The organism is Paenibacillus sp. IHBB 10380 (assembly GCF_000949425.1).
Taxonomy (GTDB): Bacteria; Bacillota; Bacilli; order Paenibacillales; family Paenibacillaceae; genus Paenibacillus_AQ.
The window spans coordinates 606,304-625,117 of record NZ_CP010976.1; the positions used below are offsets into that span (position 1 = coordinate 606,304).

Genomic DNA, 18,814 nt, shown 5'->3' on the forward strand with positions numbered 1-18,814 from the left:
ACGATGAAATTCATCATCAGGTCCTTTTTGAAAATATAAGCATGAGTAAGTTTCAACTATTCTCTACGTATATTTCTTCTTGAGTGAAATAGGTATGAATGGGTTGTTTGCCTAAACTGCTGTATAGGCCACTTTTTCTACTTTATCTATTGTTCCGCCTCCAAGGCATTCCTCACCTTGAAAGAAAACAACTGCTTGTCCAGGCGTAATCGCCTTTTGATCATTCGCAAAGGTTACATGGACACTTCCATCTTCGAGCCAGTTCAAGGTTACCTCTTGATCAGGCTGGCGATAACGGAACTTGGCTGTACATTTGAAAGGTTCTGTAGGGATAGATGCTGAACCTGCAATCCAATTGACGCCAGTGGCGATAAGTCCCGTAGAATACAAGCTAGGGTGCTGATCCCCTTGGACAACATAGAGCACGTTATGCTTCAGGTCTTTATCGGCTACAAACCAAGGTTCACCCGAGCCAGAGCCGCCAATGCCGAGGCCTTGGCGTTGACCTAGGGTGTAATACATTAAGCCATCATGAGTCCCTTTGACTTCACCTGTTGCAATGTCGACCATATTTCCGGATTTAGCAGGTAAGTACTGACTTAGAAATTGTTTGAAATTTCGTTCGCCAATAAAACATACGCCTGTGCTGTCTTTTTTCTTAGCTGTTGAGAGACCCGCAGCTTCAGCAATACGCCGTACTTCAGGTTTAGGAAGATGTCCAATGGGAAACATAGCTTTAGAGAACTGTTGTTGATCTAACGCGTTCAGGAAGTAGGTTTGGTCCTTATTGCTATCTACTCCACGTAGCAGCTTGAAGACGCCATCTTCTTCGATTACTCTGGCATAATGACCTGTTGCTACATAATCAGCACCTAGATCGAGAGCTTTAGTCAAAAACTCACCGAATTTAATTTCCCGGTTACACATCACATCAGGATTGGGTGTTCGACCCGCTTTATATTCATCTAAGAAATAGGAAAATACTTTATCGAAGTACTCCTTTTCGAAATTGACAGTGTAGTAGGGAATATCGATCTGCTCACATACACGGCGAACGTCTTCTGCATCGTCCTCTGCCGTACAGTTTCCAAATTCGTCGGTGTCGTCCCAGTTTTTCATGAAAATGCCGATTACATCATAACCTTGCTCCTTGAGAAGTAGTGCGGTTACGGATGAATCAACACCTCCGGACATGCCGACGACGACACGAATATTTTGATTTTCTTTTGACATCGTCATCACCATTCTTATATTGAATTGTATTCATAATGTATTTTATCATAACTGAACCAAGATCACATACGCTTAATTTGTCCACCCAGGGCGAACATTCAACCATTTTGTACAGTTTCTTTTCCCTAATTGAACTGAATATGATACCATACTAAGAGTAATGATCGGAATAGAGTGGAATACTGGATTTATATCTAGTTATTACCTTTTCTTATTCGATAATCAACGATCAAATGAACAAACATAAATCATACATGGATTTTATGAAAATAGAAAGAGGTGTCATCGATGAAAATATCGACAAAAGGGCGTTATGGCTTGACCATCATGATGGAGCTTGCCGCGAGATTTGGTGAAGGACCTACCTCACTTAAAAGTATTGCTGAGAAGAATCAACTATCCGAACACTACCTTGAACAATTAATAGCCCCACTTAGAAATGCAGGTTTAGTGAAAAGTATCCGTGGAGCTTATGGTGGCTATATACTGTTTCGTGAGCCGGCTTCTATTACTGCTGGTGATGTTATCCGAGTTCTTGAAGGACCTATATCTCCTGTGGATTTCACTGAAGAGGATGATCCAGCTAAACGCGATCTATGGCTCAGAATTCGGGATGGTATTGCAAGTGCGCTTGATTCAACTACACTAGCAGATTTGATCTCTTTTGAAGAGAAAAAACAAGAAAACAACTACATGTTCTACATTTAATAGGTGGTGAGTTAATGATGAATTCAATTTATTTGGATCATGCGGCTTCCACCCCCATTCATCCTCAAGTTGCAGAGGTTATGATGAAGATCATGACAGAACAATTTGGGAATGCTTCTAGTGTTCACTCTTTCGGTAGAGCAGCCAAGCGTACGATGAGTGGAGCACGTGATAGTGTCTCTACACTATTAGGTTGTGGTCCGGATGAAGTGGTGTTCACTGGAGGGGGGACGGAGAGCGATAATTTAGCGTTGTTTGGCATTTCGTCTGCCTTGCAGACACAAGGCAAACATATTATTACGTCTGCAACGGAGCATCATGCTGTTCTACATGCATGTGCTGAACTAGAGAGACAAGGATACCAAGTGACATATCTACCTGTGGATCAGACAGGTCAGGTTCAAATAGAGGATGTTGAGAATGCGATTACGGATGAGACGATCTTAATCAGCATTATGTATGGGAATAACGAATCAGGTACAATTCAGCCTATTGAAGAAATTGGGAAGCTTGCGCAAAGCCGCGGCGTCCTTTTTCACGTGGATGCTGTGCAAGCGCTCGGGAGTGTACCTATTTCTTGCAAGGATCTACCTGTTGATTTGATGAGCTTCTCTTCACACAAAATTAATGGACCTCAAGGTGTAGGAGCATTATATATTCGCCGTGGTCTGAAGATGAATCCACGTTTGTACGGTGGGCTTCAAGAGAAGAAACGTCGTGCGGGCACGGAGAATCTAGCGGGTATTGCAGGTTTCTCTAAGGCAATGGAGATCGTTACGGAAAATATAGAAGAGAGACAATTACACTATTCATCGCTTCGTCGTACGTTACTACAAGGATTGGAACGGGAAATTGGGAGTACATCCTTTGTGGTAAATGGACATCCTTCAGCCTATCTTCCTCAAATTATTAATATAAGCATCCCAGAGATGGACACAGAAACGTTATTAATGAATTTAGACATAGCCGGAATTGCTGCGGCAAGTGGTTCGGCATGTACCTCGGGTTCTCTAGAATTATCTCATGTGCTCAAGGCAATGAAACTTCCTGATCATCTTTTGCGTTCTGCGATTCGATTTAGCTTCGGTCTGGGTAATACCATTGAAGAAATGGAAATTACAGCTCAAAAAATTGGAACCATTCTGCGTAGTATACGTATTAGATGACAGGGAATTCTCTAATGATGGACAAGGAGGGTATAGATATCTATTTCGTCGGGAAATTATAGTAGAGTAAGCATGTAAGTCGCATACGATGAACCTATAAATTTCTAGTTGAAGACGATAAGGAGGCATTCTGCTATAAAGCTTCAGGAAATGATTGAGCTTTCTGTATTCGACGTAGAAGCTGGGAAAGAAATCGGTAAAGTTTATGATTTCATTCTAAGTTCCGATTGGAAGATTCAAGCGCTTGAGCTTGAAGGTAAGGGATTGTTCTCTCATACGGCTAAGGTCGTCGCTTGGGGAGATATAATCGCATACGGTGAGGATGCCGTGATGGTTCGTAATCAACAGGCTGTTCGCAAGTTGGAAGCCGACAACATACAGTATACCTATTCGCAAGGAAAGAACAAACTGAAGGATTTACCTGTTCTAACGAAGGAAGGTGTTAGACTTGGGGTGATCTCAGATGTTTACTTTGATCAAGAAATGGGCAATACAATAATAAGTCTAGAAATAAGTGATGGTTTTGTCACAGACCTGATGGAAGGCCGTAAGTGGCTGCCTTGTACATCTGAAATGGCTATTGGAGAGAATGCGGTTATGGTTCCTTCTATGAGCGAGGAGCGGTTACGAAATGCCACTCATTCTGTAAACGGATAGGTGATCAAGAATATGAGATGTCCTAATTGCAATTCCAAAGATATTGGAAAGATCGGATCTCACCAGTTTTATTGTTGGGGTTGTTTTATTGAACTTACAGTTAACGGAGAGAAAATGTCGGTGTATCAAGTAGAAGAAGATGGAACATTGAGTTCACTGGATGATTTATTTTTTGGTGAAGAAATGCCACTCGATTTCCCTCACACACAAGTCTCTTCGTAATTGAAAGTTAATTTCTTTGAGATGATCATATTTTTACATATCAAGAGGCATCTTGTATTCATTGGCTCCGTTGAGTCAATGAATACAAGATGTTTTTTGTTTGTATATAAGCGGCTCTGGTAGACGAGTGCCGTCCTTTTGGAACGACAGAATCATTTATCTTTATAGAGATGAAATCTCGTTATATTTTAGGTTATTCTTCAAGTCGCGGACATATACTACTAATAAGAAAGCTAGTCCGCAAAAAGGAGGAATAATCGTTTGCAATCTCTCCCTCAGAATAAATGGTTTCGCCTTATGATATGGGTGTTAGTCGGATTAATCATTGTTTATTTCACATGGTTATTACGGCCTTTATTTGTACATGCCTATCAGTTTCTAAAAGTTATTCTTGCGCCCTTCTTAGTGGCTATGATTATTTCTTACGTACTAAATCCGGTGGTATGTATGCTTCAGAATCGAAAAGTCCCCCGTAGCATGGCGGTCCTGCTGATCTATGCTGTATTTATAACAAGCCTTGCTGTCATTGTGATTAATATGATTCCAATGTTTATCAAGCAGCTTGAAGAATTAAATGAGCATTTACCAGAAATGACTATGCATGCGCAAAGCTTCGTAACGAACCTCGATAATAACCTGCTACCATCGGGGGTAAGAACGGGGATTACCAATTGGTTTTTCCAATTGGAAGATAGACTGGCATTAGGGATTTCGAATTTTATGAATCATATTGGGAGTACCATTAATATGGTACTTAACATTTTTATCGTTCCTTTTCTTATCTTTTATATTTTGAAGGATTTCGATCTGCTGGAACGGACCGTTGTTGCTTATCTGCCTCGGTCTCGACGTAAATCAATTGTAGTTTTGTTAAAAGAAATTGATAATGCACTTGGCAACTATGTACGTGGTCAATTTTTGGTATGTTTCATTATCGGTGTGTTTGCTTATATCGGCTATATGATCATCGGTATGCCCTATGCTCTATTGCTAGCCAGTGTCGTAGCTATTTTTAACGTAGTACCTTATTTAGGACCTTTTCTAGGTGCTGCACCTGCAGTGGTAATGGCATCTACCGTTTCTATAAAAATGTTGTTATTGGTTGTTGTGGTGAATACGATATGTCAAATTTTAGAGAGTAATGTGATCTCTCCACAGGTGGTGGGGCGGAAACTGCATCTACATCCTGTACTTATCATCTTTTCACTTCTAGTTGGAGGGGAACTAGCAGGAATAGTTGGGCTGATATTAGCCGTTCCGTTCCTAGCTGTTATCAAGGTGATTATTGCTCATTTTTTTGCTTATTATGTGAAAAGGAAGACCATATAAGACCTAGATTGACAGAAGCATAGGACCTCTATATACTTGTACTGACAATGTGTAAACAATGGATAAATCGACGATGAAATGAAGTACGACGGTGTTCCTTACCCAGAGAACAAGCTCCTACATGACGGTAGTTATGAAGGCTGAGAGAGCTTGAAAGTGTTGCCGGCGGAAAGCTAATTTCGGAGTGTGAATCAACTTCACCGGGTGGACCCCGTTAGCAGCCGTTACAAAGGCGATCGCCAGCAATGTTCTCACAGCATATTTTATTGCGTGGAGAGAAGGCGATAACCAGGGTGGTACCGCGAGTTCCTCGTCCCTGAAGATTCAGGGGCGTTTTTTTTTGTGTTTACTGGCATGCATATGTCATACCTATATTGATGGAGGCGGTAGTTAATGAAAGCAAGTGAGATTCGTTCTAAATGGTTGGAATTTTTTACTGAAAAAGGACATAAAATCGAGCCGAGTGCTTCGCTCGTACCTCATAATGATCCATCACTTCTATGGATTAATGCTGGGATGGCTCCACTTAAGTCTTACTTTGATGGACGCGTAAAGCCTGACAATCCACGTATTGCTAATTCGCAAAAATGTATACGGACGAACGATATTGAGAATGTTGGAAAGACGCGTAGACATCATACATTTTTTGAAATGCTGGGTAACTTCTCTATTGGAGATTATTTCAAGGAGGAAGTGATTACTTGGGCATGGGAGTTCCTTACAGATAAGAAATGGATTGGCTTCGACCCTAACAAACTATATGTCACTGTATTTCCTGAGGATGAGGAAGCGTATAAATATTGGCATGAGAACATTGGACTTCCTGAAGATCATATCGTGAAGCTGGAAGATAACTTCTGGGATATCGGTGAGGGTCCTTGTGGTCCGTGTACGGAAATCTTTTATGATCGTGGTGATGCTTATGGGAAATTGGATTCTTCCGATCCTGAAATGTATCCGGGTGGAGAGAATGAGCGTTTCTTAGAAGTATGGAATCTTGTGTTCTCTCAATTTAATCACAATAAAGATGGAAGTTATACGCCACTTCCTAATAAAAATATTGATACCGGTGCAGGTCTAGAGAGATTGGCTTCTATTCTACAAAATGTAGAATCCAACTTTGACACAGATCTGTTCATGCCACTCATTGAACGTACTGCGAAGTTAGCAGGCGTGACTTATAAAGACAGTGTAGAGACGGATATTGCTTTAAAAGTCATTGCGGATCATGTTCGTACGGTTTCTTTTGCTGTAGCTGATGGAGTGCTTCCTTCTAATGAAGGACGCGGATATGTTATTCGCCGTTTACTTCGCCGGGCTGTTCGTTACGGGAAGATGATGGGGCTTAGTCGTCCGTTTATGTACACTCTGGCGGAAACGGTTGGAGACGTTATGGGTGTTTACTACCCAGAAGTTGTTGAGAAACGTGAGTTTATTGCTAAGGTTATTTTCACAGAAGAAGAGCGGTTCCATGAGACACTCTCTGATGGTCTGGCTATTCTAGAAGACATTAGTAGCCAAGCCCTTAAACAAGGTATTAAAGTGATTAATGGTAACGATGCTTTTAAATTATATGACACTTATGGTTTCCCATTTGATTTGACTGAAGACTATGCTGCAGAGCATGGCTTAACGGTAGATCGTGAAGGATTCGACACAGCCATGCAGGAGCAGCGTACACGTGCCCGTGCTGCACGGCATGAGGGAGACAGTATGAAGGTCCAAGGTGGCGTTCTTTCTGACTTTACGATTAAAAGTGAATTTGTTGGATATAATGATTGCGTAACCGAGGCACAAATTATGGCGATCATCGTCAATGATCAGTTGGTTGATACTGCAAGCGAAGGGGTAATGTGCCAAGTTGTACTCGACAAGACACCATTCTATGCGGAAAGCGGCGGACAGATTAGTGATCAGGGCTTGCTACACGGCATTAGCGTTGTAGCTAAAGTTGAAGGTCTATTCAAGGCTCCCCAAGGACAACATGTTCATCATGTACAAGTAGAGTCTGGAGAGCTGAAAGTTGGCGAGAAAGTTAAAGCGGAAGTAGATCGTACTAAACGTGCAGATATCGTGAAGAATCATACGGCTACGCATTTACTGCACAAAGCGTTAAAAGAAGTGCTTGGAGATCATGTGAATCAAGCGGGATCGCTTGTAGAAACACAACGTCTACGGTTCGATTTCTCTCATTTCGGTAGTATCACGCCAGAAGAGCTGATTACGATAGAGCAACGCGTGAACGAACAGATATGGAATAGCCTAGATGTTAATATCGAATACAAGCCTATTGATGAAGCTAAGTCACTTGGAGCTATGGCTTTGTTCGGAGAGAAGTATGGCGATATCGTACGTGTCGTACAGGTTGGAGATTACAGTCTGGAGTTATGTGGAGGTTGTCATGTCGATAATACTTCTCAGATTGGTATCTTTAAATTGGTGAGTGAAAGTGGTATTGGATCAGGAGTTCGTCGTATTGAAGCTGTTACAAGCCGTTCTGCGTATCAGTTCATGGAAGGACAGCTTGATGTATTGAAGCAATCAGCAGAATTACTTAAATCTAACCTATTGGATGTTCCGAAACGTATTGATGCATTACATCAGCAAGTTAAGGAAATGAATAGAGACAATGAATCATTACAAAGTAAATTAAGTATTATAGAAGCTGGTAAACTGAGTGATCAAGTTATATCCGTAGGGGGAGTTGATTTGTTAGCTGTTCGCGTTCAAGCGAGTAGTGTAGACGCTCTTCGTTCACTGGCTGATGAACTAAAGGGGAAACTTCCTAATGCTTTATTGGTGTTGGGAGCTGCTATGGAAGATAAAGTGAACTTTATCGTAGCGGTACCGCAAGATCTAGTGAAATCCGGTCTTCATGCGGGTAAATTGGTCAAAGAAATCGCTGCTGTATGTGGTGGCGGTGGCGGTGGTCGTCCAGACATGGCACAAGCTGGCGGTAAGGACGCAAGCAAGCTGGATGAAGCATTGGAATTGGCAAAAGAGCTTGTGGCAAGCAAGTAACGACGCCCCCCCAAAATTGTTGCTAAATATTTGGATTTATTTCACCTATAGATTTCCTTACAACGTAGTGACTATGGTATGATATGAATTAGAAACACAGATTGTTGAATCAATTGTTCAAAACATGGTTTCATGTTTTTGAGAAGCGAGGTGTCTTGAATGGATTCCATGGATAAGACGGTCAAATTTAATGTTACAGGCGATGAGTTGGAAGCTTCCTCGAAAGAGATCCTTCTAACGGTATATGATGCGTTGGTGGAGAAGGAGTATCATCCTATCAACCAAATTGTCGGATATCTTTTATCTGGTGATCCTGCCTATATACCTCGCCATAACAATGCAAGAAGCCTGATCAGAAAAAAAGAACGTGATGAGTTGATTGAAGAACTAGTTAAGTTTTATTTAGCCAATCACCGTTAGGAGAACTTCATGAGAATCATGGGATTGGATTATGGGGATCGCAGAATCGGTGTAGCAGTCAGCGATGCATTTGGCTGGACTGCTCAAGGGCTTGAAGTCATTGAACGCCGTCGTGAAGGGGCTGAGTTTGACCGGATTGCGGAAATAGTTCGTGAGCACGAGGTTTCTGAAATTGTGGTTGGTTTGCCCAAAAATATGGACGGTACCGTAGGTTTCCGGGGCCAAATATGCATTGATTTCGCAGATAAGCTGAAAGAATTATTGTCACTTCCCATTTATTTACGTGATGAGAGGTTGACAACCGTGTCTGCAGAGAAAACACTGATTGAAGCTGATGTCAGCCGGAAGAAGCGCAAAAAAGTCGTGGATATGATGGCCGCAAGTTTGATTTTGCAAAACTATTTAGATTCTAAGAGTATAAGGTGAGGGTGATACCAATGGCTAATGATAATATGAGTTTAGAAGAAGAACCGGAAATTATTTATATTCCAGATGATGAAGGCAATGAAGAAGAGTTTGAGGTCATCATGAAATTTGAAGTGGATGGTTCTGATAGTAAGTATATGATGGTTGTACCAGTGGACTCAGAAGATGAAGAAACGGATGAGGTCTATGCATTTAGATATGTAGAAGACGGTGACGATCTTCAGTTGTTTATGATTGATAATGATGAAGAATGGGCTATTGTTGAGGAAACGTTCAACACGCTTGTTGCTGAAATCGACGGAGAATAAGGGGTGTAATCTATGAGTGATTTTTCTGTGCATCAAGCTGCATGGACCAATCGTCTGAAAGAAATATTTGGACCTACTGTAGAACTTGAAGACGAGGACGGAACAACTTCTGTTTACGATCTAACGGCTGAGTTTGTAGTAGGAGATCAAAGTTATGCTGTATTGCAAAGCGTGGATGATAAGAGTGAGGAATATGACATTCTTAAAGTGGTGACTTCTGCAGAAGGCAACTTAGAGCTGGTTACGATTGATGATGATGAGGAATGGGAGAACATTGCTGAGTTATACGATGAGATGACCTTCCCACAAGACGAGATCTAGAATAATATTCTAACATTACATGCTGAGAGGGCGGATTAGTCCGCTCTTTTTGGCTGTGAAGGGACGTGGTTTTCTTGAAGGCTAGAACCAAAATCATTAGATTTCTGTTTTTGCTGCTAGTCTTGATCATTGGTGGCGCTGCGTTTTATGTATGGAATGGTATACAGCCGGTTTCAGAATCTAATGACCCTGTTACGTTTACGATTGAGCGCGGGATGGGCACAGCAGAGATTGCAGAACTGTTAGAAGACAAACAATTGATTAAGAATGAACTTATCTTTAAGGGGTATTTGAAATATACAAGTCAAGGAAGTCGCTTCCAAGCGGGAACCTACTCGGCTAAACCAGGGACGACGATGGATGAGTTGATTGCTATGCTTAACGAGGGGAATGTTCTTAAGGAAGAAATGATCCGCTTTACAATACCTGAAGGCTATACCATTGAACAGGTGACTGATAAATTAAGCACAGAAGGATTTGTCAATAAGGAAACCTTTCTGAAGCTAGTTAACGACTCATCGAGTGTTAAGAGCTCATTAGTAGCCAACATACCCAACAATACTGGCATTAAGCATGCATTAGAAGGCTATCTTTTCCCTGAAACCTATGAATTAAAAAAAGGAAGCACGGAAGCTGACATTATTGATACGATGACGTCACTGTTACAGCAGAAACTGGATAGTATTGATAATTTGGAACAAAAGTTGAAGGATCGTGGACTTCATGTGCACGAATTGTTGACGATAGCTTCTTTAGTGGAACGTGAGGTTGTCGCAGAGAAGGAGCGTTCATTGGTAGCGGGTGTTATATATAATCGCTTGGATATTGGACAAAAATTAGAAATTGATGCAACTGTGCAATATTCATTGGATCAGCCTAAGGAACGTCTCTTATTTAAAGATCTAAAAGTGGATAGCCCGTATAACACTTATTTGGTGGAAGGTCTCCCACCAGGACCGATATGTAACCCCAGTCTTGCTTCAATAAAGGCTGCTTTGAGTCCAGAGTCTACACCTTACTTGTTCTATGTAACGAAGAAAGATGGATCACAAGAGCATTTATTTGCTAAGACATATAAGGAACATTTAATGAATATTGAAAAAAGTAATAGTAAATCACAATAATAGAGGTGCAACATGAATAAAAAACCTGAGCTTTTAGTAACTGCAGGTTCTGTTGAAGAATCCAATGTTATGATGGATGCTGGTGCTGACGCGCTTTTAATCGGACAAGATAAGTTCGGTATGAGATTGTCTGGAGATTTCTCCATGGATGATATTCGAGAGACTGTCCAATTAGGACATGCCCGTAATGTTAGAATCGTTGTGAGTCTTCATAATTTAATGACGAATGATATATTGAGTCTTCTACCGGATTATGTGAAAGCGCTAGGTGAAGCGGGTGTTGATGCAGTCGAGTTTAATGATCCTGCTGTCATACTTGCGGTCAGAACGCATGCTCCTTCGGTGAAGCTGCATTGGAATGCAGAAATGACATCTACCAACTACGCAACGGCGAATTATTGGGGTAGAAAAGGTGCATCGCGTGTCGTATTGGCTAGAGAGCTTAGTATGGACGAGATTATCAGCATGAAGAATGAGCTTCAGATTGAGTCACAGGTTCAGGTACATGGGATGACAAATATTTATCATTCAAAAAGACATTTAGTGGAGAGTTATATGTCCCATCAGGGTCGTCCGGTGCTAGATGGTAACCTGAGTAAGGAAAGAGGCCTGTTTTTGATCGAAGCAGAGCGTGCTGAAGAGAGATATCCAATCTATGAAGATGTAAACGGAACACATATTATGAGTTCTGACGATATTTGTATATTAGAAGATTTACATCTACTTATTGAAAGTGGTGTGAACAGTTTTAAGGTGGAAGGACTACTCAAACCTCTTGTTTACAATGAGATGGTAGTGAAATCTTATCGCCAAGCGATCGATACTTATGTAGCTGATCCTTTAAATTATGTGTACCAGGAACAATGGATGGACAACATTCGAAATGTACAGGATCATAACCGTGAGCTATCATTCGGCTTCTTTTATAAAGAACAGGTATATTAATTACAAGCATAAGTGAGGTTGAAAAGAAATGAAGGTCATGAATGAGAAACCCAAGCATATCGGTAAAAGATATCGTCTGGATAAACCCGAGTTATTAGCACCCGCTGGAAATTTGGAAAAATTGAAATTTGCAGTACATTATGGTGCAGATGCTGTCTATATTGGGGGGCAAAAATACGGTTTGCGTTCTAACGCAGATAATTTCAGTTTCGAGGAAATGCGTGAAGGTGTAGAATTTGCTAAAAAATACGGAGCTAAAGTCATTGTAGCTACAAATATTTATACTCATAATGAGGATCTAGAAGGTATAGAGGAGTATTTAAGAAATTTACACAAAGCTGGAATTTCAGCAATTATTGTCGCCGATCCCTCTATTATTGAAATTGCACAGCGGGCGGTTCCAGAAATAGAAGTTCACCTAAGTACGCAACAATCGACAATGAATTGGCAGGCGGTTCAGTTCTGGAAGGAAGAGGGACTACCTCGTGTTGTACTAGGCCGTGAGGCTAGCCTACAGGAAATCGCTGAGATCAAACAGCATGTTGATATCGAGATTGAAGCCTTTGTACATGGAGCGATGTGTTCCTCCTTCTCTGGACGTTGTGTACTCTCTAATCATTTCACGGATAGAGATTCAAATCGTGGGGGTTGTTGTCAATCCTGTCGTTGGAAATATGACTTATTTGAAGGGTCCCCTTCAGAAGAAAATTGGGTTTCAGAAGAGGATTTTCATGAAGGTATAGTTACGCCTCCAACTAAGGTAGGAATCACAGAAATTCCATTATTTCAGCCAGAGGATAACGCCTTTTCAATGGGATCTAAAGACCTATGTATGCTGGGCAGCATCCCTGATTTGATCGAAGTAGGGATTGATAGCTTCAAAATTGAGGGGCGTATGAAATCGTTACATTATGTAGCCACGGTTGTAAATGTGTATCGACAAGCGATTGATTCTTATTTCGCTGACCCAGAAAATTATGTGCTTAAGCCAGAATGGGTTGATGAGATCAATAAGGCGGCAAACCGACCTCTTAATACAGGTTTCTTTTATGACACACCGGACCATGAAGATCATATTTATGAACCCGAAGAGAAGGGGAGTCCATATGATTTTGCTGGCTTGGTATTAGAATATGATGCTGAGAAGGGAACCGCTGTTATTCAGCAACGGAATCATTTCAAGAAGGGTCAAGAAATTGAGTTTTTTGGGCCTAACGGAACCTTTTTTAAACAAAATGTCGAAACTATATGGGATGAAAAGGGTAATGAATTAGATGCAGCAAGGCATGCATTACAGAAGGTTGTGATGAAAGTCGATCAGCCTGTAAAATACTTTGATATGATGCGAAAAAAGAATTAAATTCACTAAAGATCATTAATCCTACAGATTAATGATCTTTTTTTGTCGTAATCCAAGCTCCGTAGGTAATTAGATTTAAATAAATAAGCTAAATGCAAAGGATAATGGAAGATAGTGTCGAATAGTTAAGAAATAGCATAACGTAATAACTTACATAATGCGTCGTGCATGAAACTTAAGTGGTAGGTGAAAATTCATGGGAATAAGTCCGAAGAAGGAAATAAAGAAAGATAAAGTACAGGATAAAGTAAAGAAAGTTAGGGGGGCAATAAAGGATACTTATAAAAATCCAGGTGGAGTCAAAAGGGTGTTCAAATCAGTAAGACAGGTAAAGAAATTTAATCCATCTAAGTCGGTTGGGGTTAAGTTATTTTTGATTTTCTTTATTGCTATTATATCTTTTGTACTATTGGTAGGTATTCTTTCTTACTCAAAAGCAAAGGGAGTCATTGAGAAGAATGCGGCTAATGCCAATGAACAGACTTTAATTCAAACTGCTGATAAACTAGAACTTATATTTAATCAATTTGAAGAAAGTTCATTACAAATATTTTTTGATAATGATATGCAGGATTTACTAAATCAATTATCAGGAAACAATTCTGATTATGATTTGTTTGTATTGAATGATAAAATTGAAAAGAAATTAGTGAATCTAAGTAATGGTAATGAGTCTATTAAAGGTTTATTTATTGTACCTCCAGATGAAAAGCAGAGACCTTTCTCAACAGGGAGCATAAGCACGAAATTGGAGACAGTTCGTAGTCAAGAATGGTATGAAAAGTTAAAAGAAAAGAATGTCTCTTCCTGGTTTCCTTCAGAAGTGTCTGAAGACGGAACAAGCTATGTAAAACTAGCACGTACATTCAAAAGTATAAGAGGTAACTCTAAACCATTCGTTATCGTATTAGAGATTAAAGTGAATGTATTGATGCAACAATTAAAGAATGTTGATTTGGGTGAGGGGAGTAGGTTAGAGCTCAACTCCAAAGAGGGAATCGTTGTAGCATCCAATAAAGAAGGTTTGGCAGCTACCCAAACGACATTTACTTTTATGAATGGACAAGAAGAACCGTCGAATAGTCTAACAACTACTGATGAAAAAGGCAACGAAATTCTAGCGGTTTACAGCACGCTGGATAAAACAGGTTGGCAGCTTATTGGCACAGTTCCTACTACTGAATTGGTGAAGGATGCTAGATCTATCTTAATCCTTACAATTTGGTCTGCCGTTGCAGTTGCTGTCATTGCCCTTTTCATTGGATTGTGGTTAGTACGTATGATTGCACGTCCTTTAAGTGATTTGAAGAATTTAATGATTGAAGGTTCGAAGGGGAATCTCAAGGTTCGTTCTGGGCATGTGTCTAAAGATGAAATCGGGGAGCTCTCTGGCAGCTTCAATACGATGATGGAGCAGATAACAAATCTTGTACATCAGACGAATAATACGGCTCTGGAGGTTCTTCATACTGCGGAGGAGCTATCAGATGCATCTAAGAAAACAGCTATTTCAGCCAAAGAGATCGCTGTTGCTACTGAAGAAATAGCTAACGGTGCTAGTAGCTTGGCTACAGAAGCAGAACGAGGTAATGAACTTACAGATCATATATCGCGTCAAATGGTAGTTGTTGTTGAAGCCAATGGAGATATGGGTAAGGCAGCACGTCATGTTGAAAGTTCTAGTCAGAATGGTACTAAACAATTGAGTAACTTACTTGATTCAACACATCAGACTGAAGATATGACGCGTTCATTGATGCATAAGGTGGATGGACTCAAGGAAACGACCCTTTCGGTTAATAAAGTACTTGAAGTACTACAAAATATTACGAAGCAGACGAACATTCTTTCATTGAATGCGACCATCGAAGCAGCACGTGCTGGAGCTGCAGGTAGAGGGTTCATGGTTGTTGCTGATGAAATTCGGCAATTAGCAGAGCAATCAAAAAATTCTATCGAGATGGTTGGCGATATTACAGATCGGATTATGATGGAGATGAATGAAACGGTTAAGGCATTATCTGATGCTTATCCTCTGTTCCAGCATCAAATGAGCGTTGTACAGGAAACCAATGAAATATTCGTATCGGTTGAGGGGCAAATGGGAGACTTTATTAAACAATTGGACTCGGTAACTCAATCTATTGATGGATTAAACAATTCACAATCAATCTTAGCAGATGCAATGAGCAACGTAAGTGCAGTAGCAGAGGAGTCTTCGGCTACTTCAGAGGAAGTTGCATCATTAAGTAATGAACAACAAAGTATTGGTGAGCAATTGGTTCAGTTGTCAGCCAAACTAGAGAAAGTATCCAATGAATTAAAAAGTACATTATCTTACTTCACAATGTAGTATGCATAAAAAGAATGTAAGAAGGGTCTCTTTCTATCTAAGAAAGAGACCCTTCTTTTTTGTGTTTATTGGTGGAGATCGTGTTGGAGCTAATTCAAATCTGGTTGTGAATGGAGTGAAAGGGGCATAATGGTGGAAAAATGAAAAGAGGATGACAAGATGACATTAGGACAGAAAAAACGTATATGGGTCTCTCTTATCATATTAACGATCATTATTGTTGTTTTGATCATCCGGTTGGGATTTATACAGTTATTTATGAGAACATCACGCTTGCACGGAAGTACTTATACCCTTCAGGAAATGTCAGTGCTTCAACGAGAACGTGGAATTATACTGGATTCCGGACGGGGACGTTTCTATGATCGGAATGGGATTTCTTTAACAGGTGAAACGATACCTACTGCCGTGTTATTTCCAGTGAAGGGAGCAGTAAATCTGAACTTAGATGCAGAAAAATTAGAAGGTATTTCAGAGGCACTAGGTACGAATAAGCTCTCTTTTCAAAAGGTATGGGGTAATATAAGGGAACCCTTTATATGGAAAAATAAGAAAAATGAGGAAGTTATGGCTCTGAGTATCTCTCAGTCAAGGATCATAAATAATCTGAATATTAGTGGGATAGAAGTATTACCTTATCAAATGAGATACAAGGATGTATTATCTGGAATGCAATGGCTAGGATATTTGTCTCAGGCAGAAGCAGAACTCAATAAGAAGAATATAGGATATCATCTACAGACGGGTGCTGCAGGGTTAGAGAAGACATTAGAACCTCTGCTTCATGGGATAGGCCCTACGATTGCATATTATAGCGTTGATGGTCACAATAAACCCATTCCAGATACAGGGATCAGAGTAAAGGCTCCGGATAATCCATATTATCCGTTGAAGTTTATGACTACTATGGATAATGATCTTCAGAACAACATAGAAAAGCTCACTAGAGAATCGGGAATGGAGAAAGGTGCAGTAGTGGTACTGGATGTGAATTCAGCAGATGTTGTAGCGATGGTATCCTCTCCATTCTATAATCCTCATGATATTCATCCTGAGCGGGGCGAATGGAATAACAGAGCACTCCAAGCGACAGCTCCAGGTTCCATCTTCAAAACAGTGATCGCTGCAGCAGCATTAGAAGCAGGTATTACCTCTGCCAGCGAGCAGTTTCATTGTTCCGGACATTATGGTAAATATGGGCTATCTTGTTGGAGGGAAGGAGGACATGGCCATTTAAGTTTAGAACAAGGTTATGCTCAGTCTTGTAATGTAGTATTTGCTTCATTGGCAGAACGTCTGAGTGCTGAACAAATCGAAAGTACCGCTCATAGACTTGGACTGGGAATAAAGGTGGGATGGCAGGCTGAGAACTTTCTAGGAATGTCTTCTTTCAGACCTTTGGATCATGAAGATGCCGGTGTTATATTTGATGCTTCAAACCAGAATAGGGATGGAGGGATTCGTGTTCAGACTGGAATTGGACAGCGAGATGTCCAAGTGACACCGTTACAGGCAGCTAACTTGGTTGTTACATTACTTCATGAGGGACAGGTACAATCACCGAGAATTTTAGGGAAAATCAGTTATAATAATGGACAAACTATGAAGAACTTAGTGCCGCATCGCTTATCCTCTTCCCAAGGGACGGGAATTAAACCTAAGACAGCTAGACTATTACTTTCGTGGATGAGGCAGGTTGTGACTGAAGGAACAGGGCAATCACTAGCTACTTCAACATGGTCGTTAGCGGGCAAATCAGGTACAGCCGAAGTGGTGTGGAAAGGACAGCCTCGTAATAACCAATGGTTTATTGGATATGGACCTACGAATAAACCCAAATATGCCGTTGCTGTATTGTTTCAGAATGCTAGGGCGAATACAAAGAATCAAGCAACGGCTCTTTTTGGTCAAGTGATGGGCTTATTATCTTCCTCGTTAGGTACGACAGCGGATGGCGGCGATGGCTGACTCATATCGAATGGGGAAACTTCAAATTCATCCCGTGGCAACCTAATCCAGCTTTGTAAATATCCTTGCATTAGTAACTCTTTGATTAGAATAAGCAGTATTGGTGATAGAATCAAGCCAGCTAGACCGAATAGGGACAATGAAATGATCATAAAGGATAACATTAAGAATGCAGATGATACACCTATTGAATTTCCGGTTATTTTGGGTTCTAATAATTGACGAACAATTAATACCACCACAAGAAGGATTGTTAGGCCGATAGCAAGGCTAGTATTACCAACGATAAACAAGTACACAATCCACGGAATCAGAATTGCAGGAACGCCTACAAGGGGTAAAATATCGAACAAGGCGCTGACAAGCGCTAAGGATAGTTCACTGCCTGTTTGTAGTATGAGTAGCCCTATATACACAATTACAAAGGTTATCATGACCATAATAAGCTGAGCTTTTAAATAAGAACCAATAGATTTAAATACATGTGTCTTGAGGAATGTGAAGGCTGTTTTGAATGTCTTAGGCGATTTTTCTTTAGCAATGCGTTTCCATGTTTCAATCTCGATACTGAGAAAAAAGGCTAGAATAATGGCGATACCAAAATTAGCCATGAATGATGAGAATGAAGTCAGCGCAGTAATCATATAAGCAAAGAAGTTAACCATCCAACCTGTTGCAAAATCAGTTATGATGGTGAAATATTGATTCATTTTATCTGTAATATTTGGAGGGAGCAAGTCAATCTGATTATGTAGAAATCCCGTTAAATGCATGAATTCTCGTTGAATGACCATCGTATACTGCGGTAAGTTTTCTTGAACTTGTGCAACTTGTGAAATAACAACAAGCCCAGCTCCAAACAAAATACCTAGAATGATTAGCACGAACAATAGAACAGAGATGGAAGAAGCAAACGCTTTAGGGAGTCCTCTTCGGTGTAGGAAACGAGCAAATGGTTCAATGATCATAAAAATGAGAATAGATAGAAATACAGGTGCTGCTAGTTGGTATAGTTTACTGGAGACATACATGATTAATAATACTGTAAGTACGATGAGTCCAATGTCAAAAAAAGTACGCCAATATTTTTTGTATAGAGGTAGCATAAACTAAAAACATCTCCTTATTTTAACAATAATTTACTGAATTCTATTGTACATCATTTTCAAAAAAACGCCTATTTGTTTGGCAATTATGATAAAATGTATAATAGTGATTTTTTGGTCCCATTCTATATTGTATCAAAGTCTATC

The 18,814-nt window shown here is 40.3% G+C and carries 17 protein-coding genes; 15 read left to right on the forward strand and 2 right to left on the reverse strand.

Annotated elements, in window-relative coordinates; translation table 11 throughout:
• Nucleotides 1–111: 111 nt before the first annotated feature.
• Nucleotides 112–1,239, reverse strand: coding sequence for a tRNA 2-thiouridine(34) synthase MnmA (gene mnmA, locus UB51_RS02585; protein ID WP_044875939.1), 1,128 nt, complete (start codon nucleotides 1,237–1,239; stop codon nucleotides 112–114).
• Nucleotides 1,240–1,521: 282 nt separating this feature from the next.
• Here mnmA and cymR point away from each other — a divergent pair, with 282 nt between their 5' ends.
• The 15 genes from cymR to UB51_RS02660 all read left to right on the forward strand — a co-directional run bounded on the left by cymR (nucleotide 1,522) and on the right by UB51_RS02660 (nucleotide 17,561).
• Nucleotides 1,522–1,941: a cysteine metabolism transcriptional regulator CymR gene (cymR, locus tag UB51_RS02590; RefSeq protein ID WP_044875940.1), complete on the forward strand. Its 420-nt coding sequence runs from the start codon at nucleotides 1,522–1,524 to the stop codon at nucleotides 1,939–1,941.
• A 17-nt stretch (nucleotides 1,942–1,958) separates the two neighbouring features.
• Nucleotides 1,959–3,107 carry a cysteine desulfurase family protein gene (locus tag UB51_RS02595; RefSeq protein WP_044879849.1) on the forward strand — a complete coding sequence of 383 codons (1,149 nt, stop codon included), beginning with the start codon at nucleotides 1,959–1,961 and terminating at the stop codon, nucleotides 3,105–3,107.
• A gap of 135 nt (nucleotides 3,108–3,242) precedes the next feature.
• Nucleotides 3,243–3,764 (forward strand): PRC-barrel domain-containing protein, encoded by a 522-nt coding sequence (locus UB51_RS02600; protein ID WP_044879850.1) that lies wholly within the window; start codon nucleotides 3,243–3,245, stop codon nucleotides 3,762–3,764.
• A 12-nt stretch (nucleotides 3,765–3,776) separates the two neighbouring features.
• Complete coding sequence (locus UB51_RS02605; protein ID WP_044875941.1) at nucleotides 3,777–3,986, forward strand: hypothetical protein; 210 nt, start codon at nucleotides 3,777–3,779, stop codon at nucleotides 3,984–3,986.
• Nucleotides 3,987–4,283: 297 nt separating this feature from the next.
• Nucleotides 4,284–5,315: an AI-2E family transporter gene (locus tag UB51_RS02610; RefSeq protein ID WP_445322365.1), complete on the forward strand. Its 1,032-nt coding sequence runs from the start codon at nucleotides 4,284–4,286 to the stop codon at nucleotides 5,313–5,315.
• Nucleotides 5,316–5,708: 393 nt separating this feature from the next.
• The gene (gene alaS / locus UB51_RS02615) at nucleotides 5,709–8,336 is read left to right on the forward strand and encodes an alanine--tRNA ligase (RefSeq protein ID WP_044875943.1); all 2,628 of its coding nucleotides are present in this window, start codon (nucleotides 5,709–5,711) and stop codon (nucleotides 8,334–8,336) included.
• 159 nt (nucleotides 8,337–8,495) lie between these two features.
• Nucleotides 8,496–8,756, forward strand: coding sequence for an IreB family regulatory phosphoprotein (locus UB51_RS02620; RefSeq protein WP_044875944.1), 261 nt, complete (start codon nucleotides 8,496–8,498; stop codon nucleotides 8,754–8,756).
• A 9-nt stretch (nucleotides 8,757–8,765) separates the two neighbouring features.
• Nucleotides 8,766–9,182, forward strand: a complete 417-nt coding sequence (gene ruvX, locus UB51_RS02625) for a Holliday junction resolvase RuvX (RefSeq protein ID WP_044875945.1) — start codon at nucleotides 8,766–8,768, stop codon at nucleotides 9,180–9,182.
• An 11-nt stretch (nucleotides 9,183–9,193) separates the two neighbouring features.
• A complete protein-coding gene (locus UB51_RS02630) occupies nucleotides 9,194–9,490 on the forward strand; it encodes a DUF1292 domain-containing protein (protein ID WP_044875946.1) in 297 nt (98 codons plus the stop codon).
• 12 nt (nucleotides 9,491–9,502) lie between these two features.
• Complete coding sequence (locus UB51_RS02635; RefSeq protein WP_044875947.1) at nucleotides 9,503–9,811, forward strand: DUF1292 domain-containing protein; 309 nt, start codon at nucleotides 9,503–9,505, stop codon at nucleotides 9,809–9,811.
• A 74-nt stretch (nucleotides 9,812–9,885) separates the two neighbouring features.
• Nucleotides 9,886–10,935, forward strand: coding sequence for an endolytic transglycosylase MltG (gene mltG, locus UB51_RS02640; RefSeq protein WP_044875948.1), 1,050 nt, complete (start codon nucleotides 9,886–9,888; stop codon nucleotides 10,933–10,935).
• A gap of 12 nt (nucleotides 10,936–10,947) precedes the next feature.
• On the forward strand, nucleotides 10,948–11,880 hold the full coding sequence (locus UB51_RS02645) for a peptidase U32 family protein (RefSeq protein WP_044875949.1): 933 nt from the start codon (nucleotides 10,948–10,950) through the stop codon (nucleotides 11,878–11,880).
• 28 nt (nucleotides 11,881–11,908) lie between these two features.
• A complete protein-coding gene (locus UB51_RS02650) occupies nucleotides 11,909–13,240 on the forward strand; it encodes a peptidase U32 family protein (protein ID WP_044875950.1) in 1,332 nt (443 codons plus the stop codon).
• A gap of 196 nt (nucleotides 13,241–13,436) precedes the next feature.
• Nucleotides 13,437–15,593 carry a methyl-accepting chemotaxis protein gene (locus UB51_RS02655; RefSeq protein ID WP_044875951.1) on the forward strand — a complete coding sequence of 719 codons (2,157 nt, stop codon included), beginning with the start codon at nucleotides 13,437–13,439 and terminating at the stop codon, nucleotides 15,591–15,593.
• Between the two features lie 159 nt (nucleotides 15,594–15,752).
• Nucleotides 15,753–17,561 (forward strand): peptidoglycan D,D-transpeptidase FtsI family protein, encoded by a 1,809-nt coding sequence (locus UB51_RS02660; RefSeq protein ID WP_044875952.1) that lies wholly within the window; start codon nucleotides 15,753–15,755, stop codon nucleotides 17,559–17,561.
• Here UB51_RS02660 and UB51_RS02665 read toward each other — a convergent pair.
• Nucleotides 17,501–18,667 carry an AI-2E family transporter gene (locus UB51_RS02665; RefSeq protein ID WP_044875953.1) on the reverse strand — a complete coding sequence of 389 codons (1,167 nt, stop codon included), beginning with the start codon at nucleotides 18,665–18,667 and terminating at the stop codon, nucleotides 17,501–17,503. The genes UB51_RS02660 and UB51_RS02665 overlap by 61 nt on opposite strands.
• Between the last annotated feature and the right edge of the window lie 147 nt (nucleotides 18,668–18,814).